Origin of the sequence: Verrucosispora sp. WMMD703 (assembly GCF_049178935.1) — a bacterium.
Taxonomy (GTDB): Bacteria; Actinomycetota; Actinomycetes; order Mycobacteriales; family Micromonosporaceae; genus Micromonospora; species Micromonospora sediminimaris.
Genome location: NZ_JBMHMM010000004.1, coordinates 5517726 through 5534625, shown reverse-complemented (window position 1 = coordinate 5534625; position 16900 = coordinate 5517726). Strand labels below are relative to the sequence as shown.

General features: G+C 69.9%; 21 protein-coding genes. 6 read left to right on the top strand and 15 right to left on the bottom strand.

All coding sequences use genetic code 11. The annotated features are described in order from the left end of the window. Nucleotides 1–15 precede the first annotated feature (15 nt). The 10 genes from ACN26Z_RS25715 to ACN26Z_RS25670 all read right to left on the bottom strand — a co-directional run bounded on the left by ACN26Z_RS25715 (nt 16) and on the right by ACN26Z_RS25670 (nt 9161). Entirely contained in the window at nt 16–1659 is a 1644-nt protein-coding gene (locus tag ACN26Z_RS25715; protein ID WP_421464725.1) for a glycoside hydrolase family 13 protein, read from the bottom strand. 61 nt (nt 1660–1720) lie between these two features. Further along, the gene (locus tag ACN26Z_RS25710) at nt 1721–2755 is read right to left on the bottom strand and encodes a LacI family DNA-binding transcriptional regulator (protein ID WP_282237047.1); all 1035 of its coding nucleotides are present in this window, start codon (nt 2753–2755) and stop codon (nt 1721–1723) included. Between the two features lie 61 nt (nt 2756–2816). Then, nucleotides 2817–3782 (bottom strand): carbohydrate ABC transporter permease, encoded by a 966-nt coding sequence (locus ACN26Z_RS25705; RefSeq protein WP_093410538.1) that lies wholly within the window; start codon nt 3780–3782, stop codon nt 2817–2819. Between the two features lies 1 nt (nt 3783). After that, entirely contained in the window at nt 3784–4839 is a 1056-nt protein-coding gene (locus tag ACN26Z_RS25700) for a carbohydrate ABC transporter permease (RefSeq protein ID WP_421463709.1), read from the bottom strand. A 69-nt stretch (nt 4840–4908) separates the two neighbouring features. Continuing rightward, on the bottom strand, nt 4909–6258 hold the full coding sequence (locus ACN26Z_RS25695) for an ABC transporter substrate-binding protein (protein ID WP_421463707.1): 1350 nt from the start codon (nt 6256–6258) through the stop codon (nt 4909–4911). A gap of 338 nt (nt 6259–6596) precedes the next feature. Continuing rightward, complete coding sequence (locus ACN26Z_RS25690; RefSeq protein WP_421463705.1) at nt 6597–7091, bottom strand: TspO/MBR family protein; 495 nt, start codon at nt 7089–7091, stop codon at nt 6597–6599. Between the two features lie 229 nt (nt 7092–7320). Next, the gene (locus ACN26Z_RS25685; RefSeq protein WP_007464364.1) at nt 7321–7464 is read right to left on the bottom strand and encodes a GPGG-motif small membrane protein; all 144 of its coding nucleotides are present in this window, start codon (nt 7462–7464) and stop codon (nt 7321–7323) included. Then, nucleotides 7455–8231, bottom strand: coding sequence for a metallophosphoesterase family protein (locus ACN26Z_RS25680; RefSeq protein ID WP_093410530.1), 777 nt, complete (start codon nt 8229–8231; stop codon nt 7455–7457). Before ACN26Z_RS25680 ends, ACN26Z_RS25685 begins: the two co-directional genes overlap by 10 nt. A 10-nt stretch (nt 8232–8241) precedes the next feature. Then, nucleotides 8242–8517 (bottom strand): hypothetical protein, encoded by a 276-nt coding sequence (locus ACN26Z_RS25675; protein ID WP_093410528.1) that lies wholly within the window; start codon nt 8515–8517, stop codon nt 8242–8244. Further along, a complete protein-coding gene (locus tag ACN26Z_RS25670) occupies nt 8514–9161 on the bottom strand; it encodes a nucleotidyltransferase family protein (protein ID WP_282101349.1) in 648 nt (215 codons plus the stop codon). Before ACN26Z_RS25670 ends, ACN26Z_RS25675 begins: the two co-directional genes overlap by 4 nt. A gap of 112 nt (nt 9162–9273) precedes the next feature. On the opposite strand from ACN26Z_RS25670, the gene ACN26Z_RS25665 reads away from it, so the two are divergent. After that, the gene (locus ACN26Z_RS25665) at nt 9274–9978 is read left to right on the top strand and encodes a dTMP kinase (protein WP_282237050.1); all 705 of its coding nucleotides are present in this window, start codon (nt 9274–9276) and stop codon (nt 9976–9978) included. On the opposite strand, the gene ACN26Z_RS25660 is transcribed toward ACN26Z_RS25665, so the two are convergent. Continuing rightward, complete coding sequence (locus ACN26Z_RS25660; protein ID WP_282237051.1) at nt 9963–10658, bottom strand: SDR family NAD(P)-dependent oxidoreductase; 696 nt, start codon at nt 10656–10658, stop codon at nt 9963–9965. The genes ACN26Z_RS25665 and ACN26Z_RS25660 overlap by 16 nt on opposite strands. A gap of 637 nt (nt 10659–11295) precedes the next feature. On the opposite strand from ACN26Z_RS25660, the gene ACN26Z_RS25655 reads away from it, so the two are divergent. Beyond that, nucleotides 11296–12285: a sigma-70 family RNA polymerase sigma factor gene (locus ACN26Z_RS25655; RefSeq protein WP_204010848.1), complete on the top strand. Its 990-nt coding sequence runs from the start codon at nt 11296–11298 to the stop codon at nt 12283–12285. 104 nt (nt 12286–12389) lie between these two features. Here ACN26Z_RS25655 and ACN26Z_RS25650 read toward each other — a convergent pair whose 3' ends face one another. Then, the gene (locus ACN26Z_RS25650; protein ID WP_421463701.1) at nt 12390–13361 is read right to left on the bottom strand and encodes an NlpC/P60 family protein; all 972 of its coding nucleotides are present in this window, start codon (nt 13359–13361) and stop codon (nt 12390–12392) included. Between the two features lie 457 nt (nt 13362–13818). Here ACN26Z_RS25650 and ACN26Z_RS25645 point away from each other — a divergent pair, with 457 nt between their 5' ends. Then, the gene (locus ACN26Z_RS25645) at nt 13819–14346 is read left to right on the top strand and encodes a DUF6232 family protein (RefSeq protein WP_282237053.1); all 528 of its coding nucleotides are present in this window, start codon (nt 13819–13821) and stop codon (nt 14344–14346) included. 10 nt (nt 14347–14356) lie between these two features. Here ACN26Z_RS25645 and ACN26Z_RS25640 read toward each other — a convergent pair whose 3' ends face one another. Then, complete coding sequence (locus tag ACN26Z_RS25640) at nt 14357–14704, bottom strand: DUF3817 domain-containing protein (RefSeq protein ID WP_421463699.1); 348 nt, start codon at nt 14702–14704, stop codon at nt 14357–14359. Nucleotides 14705–14730: 26 nt separating this feature from the next. After that, a complete protein-coding gene (locus ACN26Z_RS25635) occupies nt 14731–15189 on the bottom strand; it encodes a hypothetical protein (RefSeq protein WP_282237055.1) in 459 nt (152 codons plus the stop codon). A gap of 120 nt (nt 15190–15309) precedes the next feature. Between ACN26Z_RS25635 and ACN26Z_RS25630 the strand changes: the two genes are divergently transcribed. The 3 genes from ACN26Z_RS25630 to ACN26Z_RS25620 are packed head-to-tail and all read left to right on the top strand — an operon-like array spanning nt 15310 to nt 16550. Next, entirely contained in the window at nt 15310–15633 is a 324-nt protein-coding gene (locus ACN26Z_RS25630) for a DUF6158 family protein (RefSeq protein WP_421463696.1), read from the top strand. Next, nucleotides 15633–15956, top strand: a complete 324-nt coding sequence (locus ACN26Z_RS25625) for a hypothetical protein (protein ID WP_421463694.1) — start codon at nt 15633–15635, stop codon at nt 15954–15956. Before ACN26Z_RS25630 ends, ACN26Z_RS25625 begins: the two co-directional genes overlap by 1 nt. A 60-nt stretch (nt 15957–16016) precedes the next feature. Beyond that, nucleotides 16017–16550 (top strand): DUF1360 domain-containing protein, encoded by a 534-nt coding sequence (locus ACN26Z_RS25620; protein WP_093410504.1) that lies wholly within the window; start codon nt 16017–16019, stop codon nt 16548–16550. Nucleotides 16551–16693: 143 nt separating this feature from the next. On the opposite strand, the gene ACN26Z_RS25615 is transcribed toward ACN26Z_RS25620, so the two are convergent. Continuing rightward, nucleotides 16694–16891, bottom strand: coding sequence for a hypothetical protein (locus tag ACN26Z_RS25615; RefSeq protein ID WP_093410663.1), 198 nt, complete (start codon nt 16889–16891; stop codon nt 16694–16696). Nucleotides 16892–16900: the final 9 nt, after the last annotated feature.

Genomic DNA, 16900 nt, shown 5'->3' with positions numbered 1-16900 from the left:
CCCACCCCCGGCAGCTCAGGCGGTACGGACCCAGACGGTGACGTCGGTGGGCAGCGAGCCGTCCTCGTTCAGCGGGGCGCTGCTGTGCACCACCTCACCCACGGGCACCGGGGCGGCGGCACCGAAGTTGGTGGACACCACCAGATCGCCGTTGCGGAACGTCAACACCTCGTCGGTGGAGGAGAGCCACTCCAGGGTGCCCCGACCGAGTCCGTACGCGCGGCGCAGCTGCAACGCCTCCCGGTACAGCTCGTACGTCGAGCCGGGCACCCCGCGCTGACGGTCCAGCGCGTACTCGGCCCAGACCGGCGGCTGCGGCAGCCAGCTCGCGTCGGTCGGCCCGAAGCCGTACGAGGGAGCGTCGGCCTCCCACGGGATCGGCACCCGGCATCCGTCGCGGCCCCGCTGGGTGTGCCCGCTGCGTTCCCAGGTCGGGTCCTGCCGTGCTTCGTCGGGCAGGGTGGTGTGCTCCGGCAACCCGAGTTCCTCACCCTGGTAGAGGTAGGCCGAGCCGGGCAGGGCCAGCATCAGCAGGGTGGCCGCCCGGGCCCGACGCAGCCCGGTGGCGGCGTCCGGCTGCTCGTCGCCGATCCCGATACCGTTCGGTCGGGGCGCACCGATCGGCAGCCCGAGCCGGGAGGCGTGTCGCACCACGTCGTGGTTGGAGAGCACCCAGGTGGTGGGGGCGCCAACCGCGTCGGTGGCCTCCAGCGATCGCGTGATAACCGCGTACTGGGCCGGGGCCGTCCAGGAGGCGAGCAGGTACTCGAAGTTGAACGCCTGGTGCATCTCGTCGGGACGTACGTAGCGGGCCAACCGCTCCGCCGGCTCCACCCACGCCTCGGCCACCAGGATCCGCTCGCCGGGGTAGCCGTCCAGCAGCCGTCGCCAGTCGCGGTAGACCTCGTGCACGCCGTCCTGGTCCCACATCGGCGGGCGGGGCTTGTCCGCCTCCTGCCCGGAGAGGATCTCCTGCGGATCCTGCCAGTCGGCCAGATCGGCCTGCTTGACCAGACCGTGCGCCACATCGACCCGGAAGCCGTCCACGCCCCGGTCCAACCAGAACCGCAGCACGTCCAGGAACTCGGTGCGCACGTCGGGGTTGTCCCAGTTCAGGTCGGGCTGGGCGGTGTCGAAGAGGTGCAGGTACCACTGGCCGTCCGGCACCCGGGTCCAGGCCGGGCCACCGAAGACGCTCTGCCAGTCGTTGGGCGGCTCGGCGCCGCCCGGTCCGCGCCCCTCGCGGAAGATGTACCGCCCTCGCTCGGTGCTGCCGGGACCGGCGGCCAGGGCGGCCTGGAACCAGGCGTGGGCCGAGGAGGTGTGGTTGGGCACCAGGTCGACGATCACCCGCAACCCGTTGGCGTGGGCCTTCGCGATCAGGTTGTCGGCATCGGCGAGGGTGCCGAACAGCGGCTCGACGTCCCGGTAGTCGGCCACGTCGTAGCCGGCGTCGGCCTGCGGGGACGGATAGAACGGGGAGAGCCAGACCGCGTCGACACCCAACTCCGCCAAATGGTCGAGGCGGGCGGTGATCCCGGGCAGGTCGCCGATCCCGTCGCCACCCGAGTCGGCGAACGAGCGGGGGTAGATCTGGTAGATCACCGCCTCCGTCCACCAGCCGGTCGGTGGGGTCTGCTGCGTCGCGTCGTGGTTCAGGGCGTACTCCCATGGGTCGAGCCGTCCAGACCGGCCGGCCGGACGGCGTGCTGGCTGCCGTTCAGTGTGCCCGGACGGGCGCGGTCGAATCACGCACGACCAGCCGAGTGTTCAGGATCACCGACGAATCCTGTTTGATCATGTTGGCGTCGCCGGCCCGTCCGCAGAGCGGGTCGAGCAGCAACTGCGCGGCCAGCCGACCCTGCTCCACCGCCGGTTGGGCGATGGTGCTCAACCCGAGTACCCCGGAGAGGGCGTGGTCGTCGATGCCGATCACGCTGACGTCCTGGGGAACCCGCAGGCCGGCGTCGCGCAGCGCGGTCAGCGCACCCATCGCCATCTCGTCGCAGGCGGCGAAGATGGCCGTCGGCGGGTCGCCTCGGCGGAGGAGTTCCTCGGTGGCCCGGGTGCCACCGGCGATGTCGAAACTGGATTCCACGTCGAGGCTCGGGTCCGGCTGCAACCCGGCCGCGCGCAACGCCTCCTGATGCCCCCGGCGTCGATCCAGGTGGGCGCTGAAGGCGAGTTCGTCGTCGGGATCGCCGGAGATGTGCGCGATCCGCCGATGCCCGAGATCGAGCAGATGCCGGGTGGCGGTCCGCGCCGCCGCCACGTCGTCGATGCGTACGCAGGGCCAGCCGGGCACTGTGGTACCGGAGCTGATGGTGACGCCGGGCAGGTCCAGTGCCGCCAGCGCGGTCACGTCGGTGGCCCGTAGCGGAGTCGCGACCAGCATGATCGCATCCACCCGCTTGTGCAGGTGGGTGGCGTGCAGGACGCGTTGCCGATTCTGCTCCCGCCCACCCAGGTTGTGGAGCAGCAGGTCGTATCCGGCCCGGTGGAAAAAGTCCTCCGCCGCCTCGACGACCACGCCGAAGAACCACCGGGTGATCCGGGGAACCACCACCGCCACGGTGCCGGTCCGGCCGCCGGCCAGTCGCGAGGCACTGGGTGACACGGCGTACTGCAACTGCTCGGCGGCGGCGAGCACCCGGCTGCGGGTCGCCGCCGACACGGTGGGCAGCCCGCGCAGCGCCCGGGAGACGGTGGCCGTGGAGACGCCGGCCAGCCGGGCGACGTCGTCGATCCTCGTCACGTGACACCCCGCTCACGTCCCGCCTGGTGCCGCCGCCCGCGGGCGGCGGCACCACGGCGGATCAACCCTTGACGCTGCCGGCGAGCAGCCCACGAACGAAGTAGCGCTGCAAGGACAGGAACACGATCAGCGGTACGACGATCGAGACGAACGCTCCGGCGGTCAACCGTTGCCACTCGTTGCCCCGGGTACCGGCCAGTTCGGCGAGGCGAACCGTGAGTGGCGCGGTGACGTCGCTGCCACCGGCGAAGATGAGCCCGACCAGCAGGTCGTTCCAGACCCAGAGGAACTGGAAGATGCCGAACGCGGCCAACGCCGGGGCAACCAGGGGCAGCACGATGGTGCGGAAGATCTTCGGGTGGGTGGCCCCGTCGACCCGGGCCGCCTCCATCAGATCCTTCGGTAGTTGCGAGATGAAGTTGTGCAGCAGGTACACGGCGAACGGCAGCGCGAAGCAGGTGTGCGCGAACCACACCTGGGCGAAGTTCTGCGCGCCGTCGAGGTTCCAGGCGGGCATCAGGGTGATGCCGCCCAGGCTGACTCCGCGCGAGAAGAAGCTCAGCAGCGGCACCAGGGCCATCTGCAGCGGCACGATCTGAAGCGCGAAGATGGCGATGTACACCCAGTCCCGGCCCCGGAAGTTGATCCAGGCCAGCGCGTACGCGGCCAGGGCCGCGAAGGCGAGCGGGAACAGCACCGCCGGCAGGGTGATCACCAACGAGTTGACGAAGTAGCTGGCGAGCTGCCCGGACGAGGCGGACTGCCCGAACAGCACCTCCTGGTAGTTCTGGAGGGTGAACTCCGGATCGCGGAAGAACGTCCACCAGCCGGTGGTCTTGATCTGGTTCTCCGGCCGAAACGAGGAGACCAGCAGACCGAAGGTGGGGATGGTCCAGACGACCGCGATGACGATGGCGACCATCGTCGCGGTGTGGGTGTTCAGCCGCTTGCGTACCCGCGCCGCACGGGTCGGCCGGCCGCTGGTCTCCTGTGCTCCGGCGGCGACCGGGGGAGTGGTGGTGGTCATCTCAGCCCTCCCGTCGCTGCTGACGCAGGTTGCGGATCTGGAAGATCACGATGGGGATCACCAGGACGAAGAGGAAGACCGCGAGCGCGGAACCCTGCCCGTTCTGGCCGTACCGGAACGCCTGGTTGTACATCTCGTTGGCGATCACGCTGGTGTCGTAGTTGCCGTTGGTCGAGGTGCGGACGATGTCGAAGACCTTCAGCGTGGCGATCGAGATGGTGACCACCACCACGATCAGCGCCGGCCGGATGCTCGGCAGGGTGATCTGCCAGAACATCTGCCACGGGCTCACCCCGTCGAGGCGGGCGGCCTCGACGATGTCGGCCGGGATCGCCTTGATCGCCGCAGACAGCACCACCATCGCGAAACCGGCCTGGATCCACACCATGATCACGATCAGCAGCAGCGTGTTCAGCGGCGAGTCGAGCAGCCACTGTCGGGGTTCGCCGCCGAGGCTGACCACGATCTGGTTGAGCAGACCGATCTGTTCCTGTTCCTCGCTCCGGAAGGCGTACACGAACTTCCAGATGATGCTGGCGCCGACGAACGAGATCGCCATCGGCATGAAGATCAGCGACTTGGCCACCGCCTCCAGCCGGGCCTTGTCGACAAGCACCGCGTAGATCAGGCCGATCGAGGTGGCGACAAGCGGAACCAGGGTCACCCAGACCAGGGTGTTGAGCAGCACCCGGACGATCGAGTCGTCGGCGAACATCCAGCGGTAGTTGTCCAGGCCCACGAAGTTCTGGCTGCCGCCGTCCATGAAGGACAGCAGGGTGGTCCGCAGCGCCGGTACGACCAGGCCGATCAGCAGCAGCACCACCGTCGGCAACAGGAAGAACGTGGCGAACAGCCCTTCACGGGATCTGGGCCGCCCCTGAGGCAGCGGTGCTCCGCTGGCGGAGGCGGCCACGAATCGCGCCTCGCGTCGCCGCGCGAAGAAGGCCGGCACCGCGTCGAGCAGCACCAGCAGGCCGCCCACCACCACCGCGAAGGCGACCAACCCCCACAGCAGCATCATCAGTTTGGGTGCCTGCTCGGCAAAGTCGAAGTCCATCAACCCTCCCCGGGTCCTCGGTAGAGCCGGTGGGCCGGCCCGCGAACGCGGACCGGCCCACCACCGGAATTACTTCCAGCTGCTCTCGATACCCTGCAGGACGCTGGCGGTGTTCCCGCCGTTGATCCAATCGACCATGCCCTTCCAGAAGGTCCCGGCGCCGACGGCGGCGGGCATCAGGTCGGAACCGTCGAACCGGAAGACCGTGCTGTCGTCCTGGAGGATCTCCACCGACAGCTTGTCGATCGGGTTGGCGACGTTGGCCAGGTCGACCTTGTTGTTCGCGGACACCCAGTCGCCGATCTTCGCGCGGCTGTTGGCGTACTCGCCGGAGGCGAGGTACGTCTGCACCGCCTGCACCTCGGGACGGTCGGCGAAGGCCGTCACGAACTCGCCGCCGCCCAGCACCGGCTTGCCCTTGGCCGGGTCGATGGCCGGGAAGTAGAAGGCGAAGACGTCGCCGTCCTCGGCCACCCGGGTGCCCTCAGGCCACTGGTTGGCGTAGAAGGAGGCCTGCCGGTGCAGCGCGCACTTGCCCTGCGTGATCGGCACGCCCGCCTCCTGGAAGGAGGTGGTGGCGATGCTGCGCACCCCACCGAAGCCACCGTTGACGTACTTGTCGTTCTTCAGGATCGTGCCGGCCCGGTCCAGCGCCTCCGCGACCCGCGGGTCGTTGAAGGGGATCTCGTGCGTGGTCCACTGGTCGTAGACCTCGGGGGTCTGCGTCCGCAGCATCACGTCTTCGATCCAGTCGGTGGCCGGCCAGCCGGTGGCGTCACCGGACTCGATGCCGGCGCACCACGGCTTGACGTCGCTCTGGGCGATCGTGTCGCTGAGCTGGATCATCTGGTCCCAGGTGGTCGGGACGGTCCAGCCGTTCTCCTGGAACATCTTCGGCGAGTACCAGACGAACGACTTCACGTTCGACCCGAGCGGCGCGCCGTAGAAGGTGCCGTTGACGGTGCTGTACTTCAGCCAGTCCGGCGAGTAGTTCTGCTCGGCCATCGCCTTGGTCTCGGCGCTGGCCGGCTTCAGCTGGTTGCGCTCGGCGAACCGGGCGAGCAGGCCGGGCTGGGGGACGAAGGCCAGGTCGGGGGCGTTGCCGCCGTCGACCCGTACGGGGAGCTGAGCCTCGAACTCGCCGCTTCCCTCGTGATTGATCGTGATGCCGGTGCAGTCCTCGAACTGCTTCCAGGACTCCGCCAGGCGGTCGGCCTCGATGTCTCGGATCGACGAGTAGATGTTGACCGTCTTGCCTTCGTGGCCCTGGTAGTCCTCGTACGGGGCGCACTCCGCGGAATCGGCGTTGCTGCTGCCGCCGTTGCTGCTGCTTCCGGTGCCGCAAGCGGTGGCGCTGAGTGCCAGTCCGATCGCGCCAACGATCGCGAGGGCCTGGCGTGGCCTGGCAGAGACCGCCATGCCGTCCTCCTTCCTGTCCGGCGCCGGCCGGGATCGCGTCCGGTTGACCTGGCGCCGGTCCGATGGGCGTTTTCACATGTAAGCGCTTGCATCTCCCTGGGGTCCACCCCTGGAGGGACACGAGCGAGTAACAATCCGGAAACCTGGCGAGAGGCCAAGGATCCACGCCCATCTGCGGGAAAGAGCCCTGTCTATCAGCGGATCCTCCCGCTGATGGACCGGGGCGGTGGAAATTCTCTTCGGCGGAGGTTGGCTGGCGGGCAGCGGAGCACCACTGCCGGGCCGGCGCTGCCGGCGCTGTCCCCGCCGTCGCTGGCCCGCCGTCGGACCAGGGTCGGTCAGCCGTTCAGCTGCCAGATCGAGTAGTTGAGGGCCGCAGCGAAGGTCACCCACGCCCAGTAGGGCAGCAGCAGTACCGCCGCCACCCGGTTCGCCCGGGCGAACAGCAGGACGGTCACACCGATCGCCAGCCACAGCAGGACGATTTCGGCGAACGCCAGCCCATACCGGTCGCCGGCGAAGAAAAGCGGCGTCCAGGCGGCGTTGAGGACGAGTTGGACCGCCCACGCGCCGAGGGCCGCACCGAAGCCCACCCGGCGCCAGACCAGCCAGGCGGCGACCGCGATCGTCAGGTAGAGGACGGTCCAGACCGGGCCGAACAGCCAGGACGGCGGCGACCACGCGGGCCGGTCGAGGTTCGCGTACTGGTCGGCGGCGCCCGACGCGGCCAGGTTGCCGATCACGGCGGCGGCCAGCACGGCCACCGCGAAACCGGCGAGCGCCCACCACTTGCCGGCGCCGTTCCGTCGGGTCTGTTCCGCACTCGTCCGCATGGTAGGTGGTTCTCCGCTGAGTGGCGGCGGCAAACCTGCCGGGCCTAGCTGCCCGTACCGTTTTGAACGGCCCGCCTGGGCCGGCCGCAGCGCGGGGCGGGCACGGTCCCCCAACCGGCTGACGACAAGCACGCCGGGGTCGCCGCGTCCGGTAACTCCTGTCGGGAGGACGGAGTACCGGGCGCGACGACCCCGGCGGGTCCGGTGAGCGGCGCCCTGCGCCGCCAGGTCAATTGAAGATGCTGACCCCACCCGGGCCGACGAGCAGCCCAACAACGATGAGGACGATGCCCCAGAGGATCTGCCGGCGGAACAGCGCGAGAATTCCGGCGACCACCAGTACGACTGCGAGAATCCAGAGAATCAGCTCCATGGTTGCTGAATACCCCCGGCGGCGACTCCGGAAACCTCACTCTGATCAAGGTGATCGCCCAGCTGGAAGACGCTGTATGCCTGCTTGATCACTGGATGGGCCACGTTGCGTACGCGTACCCCGCCCGGGGTCGTGCCGCGTTCGGAGCCGTGGTGGGCGTGCCCGTGCAGGGCGAGTGCGGTCGGCGCGGCGTCGACGGCCTGCCCCAGCTGGTAGCAGCCGAGAAACGGGTAGATCTCCAGCGGCTCTCCGGCCAGGGTGTCCGGCACCGGGGCGTAGTGGGTGAGTGCCACCAGCACGTCACAGTCCAGCGAGCGCAACGCCTCACTCAACCGGTCGGCGCTCTCGGTAGTGGTGCGTACGAACGCCTTCATCTCCGGCTCGCCGAAGTCGCTGGCGCACCGGCCGGCGAAACCGCCACCGAAGCCCTTCACCCCGGCGACGCCGAGGCGGCCACCCGGGCAGTCCAGCACCACCCCGTCGCCCTCCAGCACGGTGATGCCCGCCTCCTCCAGCGTCCCCACCACCTGGGGCACCTGGTCGCACTGATGATCGTGGTTGCCCAGTACGGCGATCACCGGTACACCCAGACCACCGAACTCCTGGGCCACGCAGCGGGCCTCGGCCTCGGTGCCGTGCCGGGTCAGGTCGCCGGCGAGCAGCAGCGCGTCGACGCTGCCCGGCAGTTGTTCCAGGGCCGGCCGAAATCGGCCGACCACGTCCTCGTCCAGATGCACGTCGCCCACGGCGGCGATCCGGATAACCATCGAACCTCCCTCAGGGCAGTTGCTCGATCTCCGTGGGCGCCTGCGCGCGGATCACCCCGATGTCACTGCTGATCGGAACGTCCGGGAAGCGATCGGCCACCCGGCGCAGGATCTCCTCCCGCCGGTGCGCGCTCTCGACCTCCCCGTGCAGCACGAGAGCGCGTTCGGTGCGGACCACGGTGATTCCCTGTTCGGCAACGGCCGGATCTTCGGTGAGCAGCCGGTGGATCTCCGCCTCGACGTACTCGTCGGGCGGACCGGCGCCGGAGTCGAGGTGCGCGGTCACGTTCTCCCCTTCCCGTCGGCCGTGCCGGAGAGCGGCACGACGTCCAGCCTGTCCAGCAGCACCAGGAACGACTCCGCGTACGGCGAGTGCTGCGTCTCCTTGCGTACCCGTTCCCAGTCGATCTGCTCACGCAGCGAGCGGGCCAGCGGCAGCCCCCGAGCGAAATCGCAGTAGTGCTGGGAGAAGCTGAGCAGCTTGTGCACCATCAGTTGGGTGGCCGACAGCACGGGCATGTGGATGGCGTCCACCGGCCGTACGACCGTGTCGGTGAAGGTCTCCTCGGTCACCGGCGTCTCGACCGGGCGGTGGATCAGGTCCACCATCCGACCGCCGTCGTAGACCTTGACCAGCCAGTCCTCCGGGGGCCGCTCGGCGGTGAAACCGGCCTGCCCCAGCGCCTCCAACGCGGCTTCGACGTCGGACTCGCGGATGAGGAAGTCGACGTCGTGCTCGCTGGAGTGCCCGCCGTGCGCGTAGACGGCGAAGCTGCCGCCGAGAGCGAACGGGATCTCGGACTGTTTGAGCACGGCGGCGACCTTCTTGAGGGTGTGTAGGAGAGTCTCGTCGTCGCGCTCGGCCATCTCGCCTCTCCCGTCGATTCGTCGGGGGTGCCACCGGTGGGATCTCCGATCGGTACCCGGCATTCCGGTCGTCCACACCTGCGCCGCGCGCGCAAGGGGACGAAAGGGGTTCAAACCGGATCTATGGTGCACCCTCGTGCGCTCGTCGGATAACCTTTCCAGGGTGGCCAGATCGATGGGAGCGCCCGCTACGACGGGAGTCCGCTGTGCCCGGGGCCGGCTTCGCACCGTGGCCCTGATCGGCATCGACGGCTCGGGCAAGACCACCCAGGCGTATCGGCTCGCCGAGTCACTCACCGCAGCCGGCTTACCGGCCACCTATCACCGCAACGCGGGTGGACGGCGCTGGCTCGGCCGGGCGGCGCACCGACTCGGTCGGCCGGATGCCCAGAGCCTCCTCGGCCGGGACGGAATGCTTTTGGCGGAGTCCGTGCTGCGCTGGTTGGCCATCGCGATGACGCTTGTCGGTGGCTTGTTCAGCGGACGGGTCGCGGTGATGGACCGCTATGCCGCCTGCCAGTACGCCAGCCTGCGGGCTCATGACGGGCACCGCTGGGAGCGGCTGGTCCGGGCCGCCTACCGACTCTTCCCCCGACCGCAGGTGACGTTCCTGCTGACCGTCGAGCCGATCGAGGCGTACCGGCGGATCGAGCGCAGGGGCACCGACCACGAGAGCCTCGGCTTCCTGGCCGCCGCTGACCTGGCCTACCGCACGCTGCCGGAGTATCCGACGTTCGTGCCGGTCAACGCGGATCTCCCGGCCGAGGAGATCGCCCGGGAGATCCGTGGGCACCTGAACGCCTGGCTGGCAGCCGGAGGCGAGCCGACCGACGTCGCGGCACCGGTGACGGAACTGGTGCCGCTTCAAGCCCGTCCGTAGACGGGTACGGCGGCACCGCTGGTGGGCGCCGACTCGTCCGACGCGAGGAAGCGGATCACCGAGGCGATCTCGGCCGGGTCCACCCATCGGCTGTGATCGGCGTCCGGCATCGCGCCGCGGTTGGTCGGGGTGTCGATGACGCTGGGCAGCACCGTGTTGCAGCGGACTCCGGCCGCCTTGTACTCCACCGCCACCGCGGCGGCGAAGCCGAGCACGGCGGCCTTCGCGGTGACGTAGCCGCCGACTCCCGGGAAGGGCGCGACCGCCGCCCGGGCAGCCACGCAGACGACCGCGCCACCACCGGCGGCGATCAGGTGGGGCAGCGCGGCCCGGGTGACCAGATGGGTCGGGCGGAGGTTGAGGGTGAGCATCCGTTCGAAGTCCTCGACCGGCGTCTCGTGCACCAGACCGCCGCTGGCGTATCCGCCGACGAGGTTGACCACGGCGCGTAGCGGTGCCTCGGGATCTCCGGCCGCCACCTCGGCCACCCGGGCGACGTCCTGCGGGTCGGTCAGGTCCGCGACCATCCGGACGGGAGCGTTGGCCTCAGGTCCGCGCAGCGGGTCCGGTTGCCGGCGTTGGGGCGCGACCACTCGCCACCCGGCCGCCACGAACGCGGCGCTGACCGCCGTGCCCAGTCCGCCCGTGGCCCCGGTGACCAACACACTGCGATTCGCCATGACCTGAGGTTAGTGCGATGCCCGATCGGCGGACCGTGAGACCCACCCGGAGGACTCCGGCCGGAAGCGGGCGTGACGGCTGAAGCCGGCGCGGCACGGGATCGCCACCCAAGGAGGCACCGGCCGGACGATCGTCCGGAACGGCCTCTCGACGGCCCTCATGGCGCGCCCGGCCACTCGCCACCCGGTTGCCACGAACGCGGCGCTGGGTCAGGAACGCGACAGCCGGCCGGAGCCCTGGCCGCGGCGGGCATAGGACCGGGGCGCGGATTGTTCATCAGGGCGTGGGGTATTACCACCGGCGTGGATGAACCGAGCGGTCCACGTACGCGTATCAGGCAGTGACCAGGATCGCAGCACGCTGGTGACCCGGGTCGCTGTGCCTATCGGCCGGGCAGTGCTGCCATGGACCGGAACGGACGGCGATCCGTCGATCCGTCGACCTCACGGGGTTCCTGCCGACGACAGCCAGGCAGGGTGCTGACAGCAAACGTGGACGCTGCTCTCAGCTGATTATCAGGCATTCGTGACACTTTCGACCCACGACATGGAATCCCCGACACGTCTCATCTGTTGTGTAGATGTCAGCACCGATGGGCACAGCGGAGGTTACGGGGGAGGGCTGATGGGCGTGGGGATGGCAAGGAACCGGGCAACCGGCGCGAGCGAGGGGACCGTGGGCACCGTGGACAAGAACATCGGAATGCGAACTGACGAGGTCGCCGAGGAACGCGACCTGGTCGGAGTCTACCTGCACGAGATCTCCCGGACGCCGCTGCTGGACGCCGCCAAGGAGGTCGACCTCTCCAAGGCCATCGAGGCCGGCCTGTACGCCGAGCACCTGCTGGGCGAGGACCGCGTCCCCGACGGGGCGACCCGGGAGGAACTGGAACGGCTGATCGCCGACGGGGAGCGGGCCAAGGACCTGTTCATCCGGGCCAACCTGCGACTGGTCGTGTCGATCGCCCGACGTTACGTCCGCTCCGGCATGCCCATGTTGGACCTCATCCAGGAGGGCAACACCGGTCTGGTCCGGGCGGTCGAGAAGTTCGACTACGAGCGTGGCTACAAGTTCTCGACCTATGCGACGTGGTGGATCCGCCAGGCGATCAGCCGGGCGATCGCCCAGCAGGAGCGCACCGTGCGGCTGCCGGTGCACCTGGTGGAGGACGTCAACCGGATGCGTAACGTGGCCCGGCAGCTCACCCGCGAGCTGGGCGGCGACCCGGAGCCGGAGCAGATCGCGGCGGCGCTGGGGGTGACCGTCGAGCGGGTCAACGAACTGGTCCGCTGGTCGCAGGACACCGTTTCGCTGGACACGCCCGTCGGCGACGACGGCGACACCAACCTCGGTGACCTGGTCGCCGACAGCGACGCACCCTCCCCGGAGGAGATCGTGCTCACCGGGTTGGAGCGGCAGCGGATCGAAGGGCTGCTCAACCACCTGGATGACCGTTCGGCCGGCATCATGCGGGCCCGGTACGGGCTGGAGGACGGCCGGGAGCACTCGTTGACCGAGGTGGCTTCGCGGTTCTCGCTGTCCCGGGAACGGATCCGGCAGTTGGAGATCCAGGCGCTCGGCCGGCTCCGCGAGCTGGCCCGAGCGGAGGGCCTGCAAGCGGCCTGATCAGGCGACAACAACGGCGAACGGCCGGCGTCTACCGGGACGCCGGCCGTTCGCCGTTCTTCCTTGTCGGACGCCGCCCACAACGGCACCTCACGACCGGTGGCTCAACGCACCCGACCGTAACCGTACGGTGGCATCAGGTCCACGGGTCGCTTCTCCACGTTGCGGCCGAAGGTCGGTGCGTGGATGACCTGCCCGTCGCCCACGTAGATGGCCATGTGGCCCAGGCTCCGGTAGAAGACGAGGTCGCCGGGGCGCAGCTCACTGCGACTGATGTGGGCCACCACGCCCCACTGCATCCGGGTGTTGTGCGGCAGGGATCGGCCTGCCGCCCGCCAGGCGGCCGAGGTCAGCCCGGAGCAGTCGTAGCTGCCCGGCCCGTCCTGGCCCCAGCCGTACGGCTTGCCCAGCGCGCCGTAGGCGTACCGGACGGCGACGCCGGCCTTGCCGGAGACGGCCGGCGCGTCCTGGGCGTTGCTGGCTCGGTTCGCCGGTCGCTCGGTTGCCCGGCCGTACGCCTCCCGGCGCATCTCGTAGAGCTTGGCGAGATCGCGCTCGATCCGTTTCTTCGCCGACGACAACTCGCGCGACTGCGCCGCCTGACGGCTGAGCGTGACGTCCAGCCGGGTCTTCTCGTCGAGCAGTCGCCGCTGGTCGGCGGTGTAGCTGGCGATGGTGGCCTGCCGTTGCCGGGTCAGGTGGTCAAGCGTGCCGAGCCGGTCCAGTACGGAGGTCGAGTCACCGCCGTGCAGCAACGCGTCGACGGTGCCGAGGTTGCCGGTCTTGTACGCGGTCACCGCCAACTCGCCGACGTCCGCCCGGCTCTGTTCGGCCTGCTGCTCCAGCGGGCCGATCCGGTCCTGCAACCGCTCCACCGCGGACCGGTTCTCCTTGATCTTCTCCCGCAGCTCGTTGTGGGCCTCCACCACACGTTCCAGCTCGACGGAGGCCTTCTCGATCCGCCGGGTCAGTTCGGCGGGGGAAGGTTCGGCCCGGGCCACCGTCGCCGGCACGAGCAGCGCCAGTGCGAGAGCGGCGACCGTCAGGGCGCGCGGCGTGTGCGTCAGGGACGACAAGAGCCCGAATGCTCCTCTCCCGGTGCCGGCGCGGGCGGCTGAGGCTCCGCGACGGCGACGGCCCGGTGCCGTCCTGGTGGACAGCGGCCGGCCGAGCCGACCTGCCCAACCTAGTACGGGACGGGAGTCATCCGCAGAGAAAGCCGGGACCACTGGGAGTGCTGTGGCGGAACACGCAGTGGCAATCAGCGTCAAGCAGGTTATCGGCGACATGTCGGACTGGTCGCTCCCGGCATATGACGTCGGATGCCGGGACGTTTTGACCGACAAGCCGGACTTGGTGGTCTCTTTCCGGCGACGGCGGTTGGTCGCAAGCCTCTGACCATCGGAAACGTCGCAGCCGGAGTGGCGCGCACGGCCCACAATGAATCGCGCGACCGGGATTCCCGCCAACCGGCGTCGATGCGCAGGGCCGACGGAGGCCAACCCGGTGCCACCAGCCGTGGGAGGAGGGGGCGTGAATCCTGATGGCGCGACAACGCGGACGCCACGAACACCCCGAGGCGCCGGCGCCGGGCCGACGTTGCTCTACGCCCGGCCCGGGATCATCGTCACGGTCGACCGGTTCACGGTCGGCCGCAGCACCTGGCGCGTCGCCGAGCTGACCCATCTGCACAGCACCCGGGGGCCGCACGACCGGGCGGCGACCCGGGCCGTGCTGGTCTCGACGGTGGTGATCGGCGGGGTGGGACTGCTGCTGGGGTTCACCGGAGGGCTGCAACGACTCACCGCCGGGGCGTACCTGCTGCTCGGTGCCGTGTTCCTGGTGCCGGTGCTGCTCGCGGCGGCGGGCGACCGCTGGCGGCCACCGGCGTACGAGCTGTGGGGCCGCCGGGCCGGTACCGACGAACTGCTGTTCAGCAGCGACGACGAGCAGCAGTTCGGCCAGGTGAGCCGGGCACTGCGTCGAGCCCGTGAGATGAACAGCTACGGCGGGTGGGAGGACCCGCTGGCCGGTGCCGACCCGTGGCGACCGCGACGGTGAGGGCGGGTCGCTAACCGGCGATCGGCTCGGGCGCCTGCGCCTGTTCCCGCTCCCGCTCCCGCTGCTCGGCGGTGACCAGCGCGCTCACCCGCCGCTCCGCCCAGAAGGAGACGAACGGCACGGTGCCGGCCAGCATCACCAGGATCATGCGCTTGAGTGGCCAGTCGGCCCGGCGGGACAGGTCGAACGCGGCGACCAGGTAAACCATGTAGAGGAAGCCGTGTGCCTGGCCCACGGTCTCCACCACGACCGGGTTGTCGAAGCCGTACTTCAGCGGCATGCCGATCACGACCAGCAGGATCAGCACCACGCCGACGACCCAGGCGATCACGCGGTAGCGGGTGAGGGCAGCGCGCACTTCTCGTCCGTCCTTCCGGGCCCGGCTCAGCCGGGATAGTCACCGGGCTTCGCGCCCGGATTGGCGTTCAACCATGACAGGTAGCGGTTGTAGGCGGCCAGGTCGGCGTCGTCCTCGCCGGGACCGGCGGGGACCCGGGCAACCCGCACCGGACGTCGGATCCCCGTCCGTGGCTGCTCGGCGTCGATCGCGTCGGGAGCGGTCACATCGTCGGGCCCGACGGCTTCGCCCGGCTGGCCGACGGACGCCGACGCGACCGTGTCCCCGGTCGGCGGCCCCGTGCGCAGCGCATGGCGTACCTCGCGCCACCAGACGAAGACCACGAAGCCCGCGAAGATCGGCCATTCCACCGCGTAACCCCAGCTGATGGCGTTGCCCGCGGCGGCCCGGCTGACCTGCCACCAACCGAGACCGAGAAAGGTGGTCACCAGCACGACCATGGCCACGTGGCGAGCGATCCACGCCGGGGTCCAGAGCCGCTTCATGTCACGAGGGTACCGAAACCGGCCGCCTTCTCCGACGCGGTGTCGTAGTGCGTCGTGGTTTGGCGACACCCGAGGCGGGCAACCGTACAGACGCCAGCCCAGGACGGACGAGGGGGCGAGATGACGGCATCGGGACGACAGGACGGATTTCCCGCCGGCGGTACGGAGGTGAGCCCCGAGCAGCGGATTCCCGAGTGGAGCGACGACCGGACACCGGCCCCCGCGCCCGAGGCCGACATGCTCGGCATCGATCCCGCCGAGCTGGGCGAGGAGGATCTCATTCGGGAGATGCAGAGCCTGCACCGCACCCGTCTGGACACGCTGCGCCACGCCACCGACTCGGCGCTCGCCAACCACCTGCGGCGTACCGCCGAGTTGGAGACCGAGTACCTCGCTCGCCACCCGGGGCGCGAGGTCGACCCGAGCCGGCTGCGGGACGCGTGATGGCGTACGCGGAACGGGGGGTGTCCGCGCCCCCGGAGGTCGTCTTCAACACGGCCACCGACCCCGACCGGATCTCCTCGTGGTTGCCGGAGCCGCTGCTGTCGAGTGAACCGGCCCGGGAGGGCGACGCCGGGCAACTGCGGGCGCGCTGGACGGCCCGTGGCGCCGACTGGTCGGCCGAGCTACAGGTGGAGCCGGTCGACGCTGGTGGTTCCCGGCTCCGGCTGGAACTCGGCGGCGGTGGCGGGGACGTCGACCAGCTCGCCGACGAGGCGCTGAACAGCCTTGCCCGCGAGGTGGCGGACAACCTGCAGGCCGGCTGACTCGATCGAACCCCCCGCCGGACTGCGGCGGATCGTAGCGTGACCCGAAGAGGAGGCCGGGTGAGTGACTTGAAGCAGAAGGTGGCGCGGTTGCGCCAGGCGTATGCGCCGCACGAGCACCGCCCGCTCGGTGGCTACCTGGCGGCGATGGGCACCTACGCCGGGGTGACCGGCGCTATCGCCGGCCTGGTGAAGGTGACCGGGCGGAGCGTGCCCGAGCGACCCGCCACGTCGGACGTGGTGCTGCTCGCCATCGCCACCCACAAGCTCAGCCGATTGCTGTCCAAGGATGCGGTGACCAGTCCGTTGCGGGCCCCCTTCACGCGCTACGACCGGCCGATCGGCAGCGGCGAGGTGATGGAGCAGGTACGCGATTCTGGCAGCTCCACCCGCCATGCGATCGGGGAACTGCTCAGTTGCCCGTTCTGCCTGGCCGTCTGGGTGGCCACCGGTCTCACCGGCGGGCTGGTGCTCGCGCCGCGACTGACCCGGCTCGTCGCCACGGCACTGACCGCGGTGGCCGCCTCCGACTTCCTGCAGATGGGCTACGCGGTGGCCCAGCAGGCGGCCGAGGGTGGCGACGAGAAGGATTGACGGTACGTACGACGCGGCCGACCCGGGAGACGGGTCGGCCGCGTCGTTGCTGCTGTCTGACCGGATGCCGGCGGCACGGCAGGTGACCTGGGGCTGCCTGCCTGGCCTACCTCGCGGGCGTCAACCAGCGGCAGAACCGCGATTCAGCGCTGCATTCCGGACCAGCCGCGCGGCGACTCCGGCTCCCGCTCGTCCTCGTCCGCGCCGGTGATGATGTCCCGGTCGACGGCGGTGCGGTCGTGCTCGTTGGCGAAGTCGGGTTCCGGCAGGGTGTCCGTCCCCTCCGGCGGCTGGCCGAGCGCGGGCGGATGGGGGTGCTGATCTTCCTCGCGCTGCGTCATCGTGTTCCT

Coding starts and splice junctions, on each gene's coding strand:
- ACN26Z_RS25630 (WP_421463696.1), top strand. CDS start 15,310: ATGACGGCATCGGGACGACAGGACGGATTTCCCGCCGGCGGTACGGAG.
- ACN26Z_RS25685 (WP_007464364.1), bottom strand. CDS start 7,464: ATGGAGCTGATTCTCTGGATTCTCGCAGTCGTACTGGTGGTCGCCGGA.
- ACN26Z_RS25690 (WP_421463705.1), bottom strand. CDS start 7,091: ATGCGGACGAGTGCGGAACAGACCCGACGGAACGGCGCCGGCAAGTGG.
- ACN26Z_RS25615 (WP_093410663.1), bottom strand. CDS start 16,891: ATGACGCAGCGCGAGGAAGATCAGCACCCCCATCCGCCCGCGCTCGGC.
- ACN26Z_RS25670 (WP_282101349.1), bottom strand. CDS start 9,161: ATGCCGGGTACCGATCGGAGATCCCACCGGTGGCACCCCCGACGAATC.
- ACN26Z_RS25680 (WP_093410530.1), bottom strand. CDS start 8,231: ATGGTTATCCGGATCGCCGCCGTGGGCGACGTGCATCTGGACGAGGAC.
- ACN26Z_RS25695 (WP_421463707.1), bottom strand. CDS start 6,258: ATGGCGGTCTCTGCCAGGCCACGCCAGGCCCTCGCGATCGTTGGCGCG.
- ACN26Z_RS25635 (WP_282237055.1), bottom strand. CDS start 15,189: ATGAAGCGGCTCTGGACCCCGGCGTGGATCGCTCGCCACGTGGCCATG.
- ACN26Z_RS25665 (WP_282237050.1), top strand. CDS start 9,274: ATGGGAGCGCCCGCTACGACGGGAGTCCGCTGTGCCCGGGGCCGGCTT.
- ACN26Z_RS25705 (WP_093410538.1), bottom strand. CDS start 3,782: ATGACCACCACCACTCCCCCGGTCGCCGCCGGAGCACAGGAGACCAGC.
- ACN26Z_RS25655 (WP_204010848.1), top strand. CDS start 11,296: ATGGCAAGGAACCGGGCAACCGGCGCGAGCGAGGGGACCGTGGGCACC.
- ACN26Z_RS25660 (WP_282237051.1), bottom strand. CDS start 10,658: ATGGCGAATCGCAGTGTGTTGGTCACCGGGGCCACGGGCGGACTGGGC.
- ACN26Z_RS25700 (WP_421463709.1), bottom strand. CDS start 4,839: ATGGACTTCGACTTTGCCGAGCAGGCACCCAAACTGATGATGCTGCTG.
- ACN26Z_RS25625 (WP_421463694.1), top strand. CDS start 15,633: ATGGCGTACGCGGAACGGGGGGTGTCCGCGCCCCCGGAGGTCGTCTTC.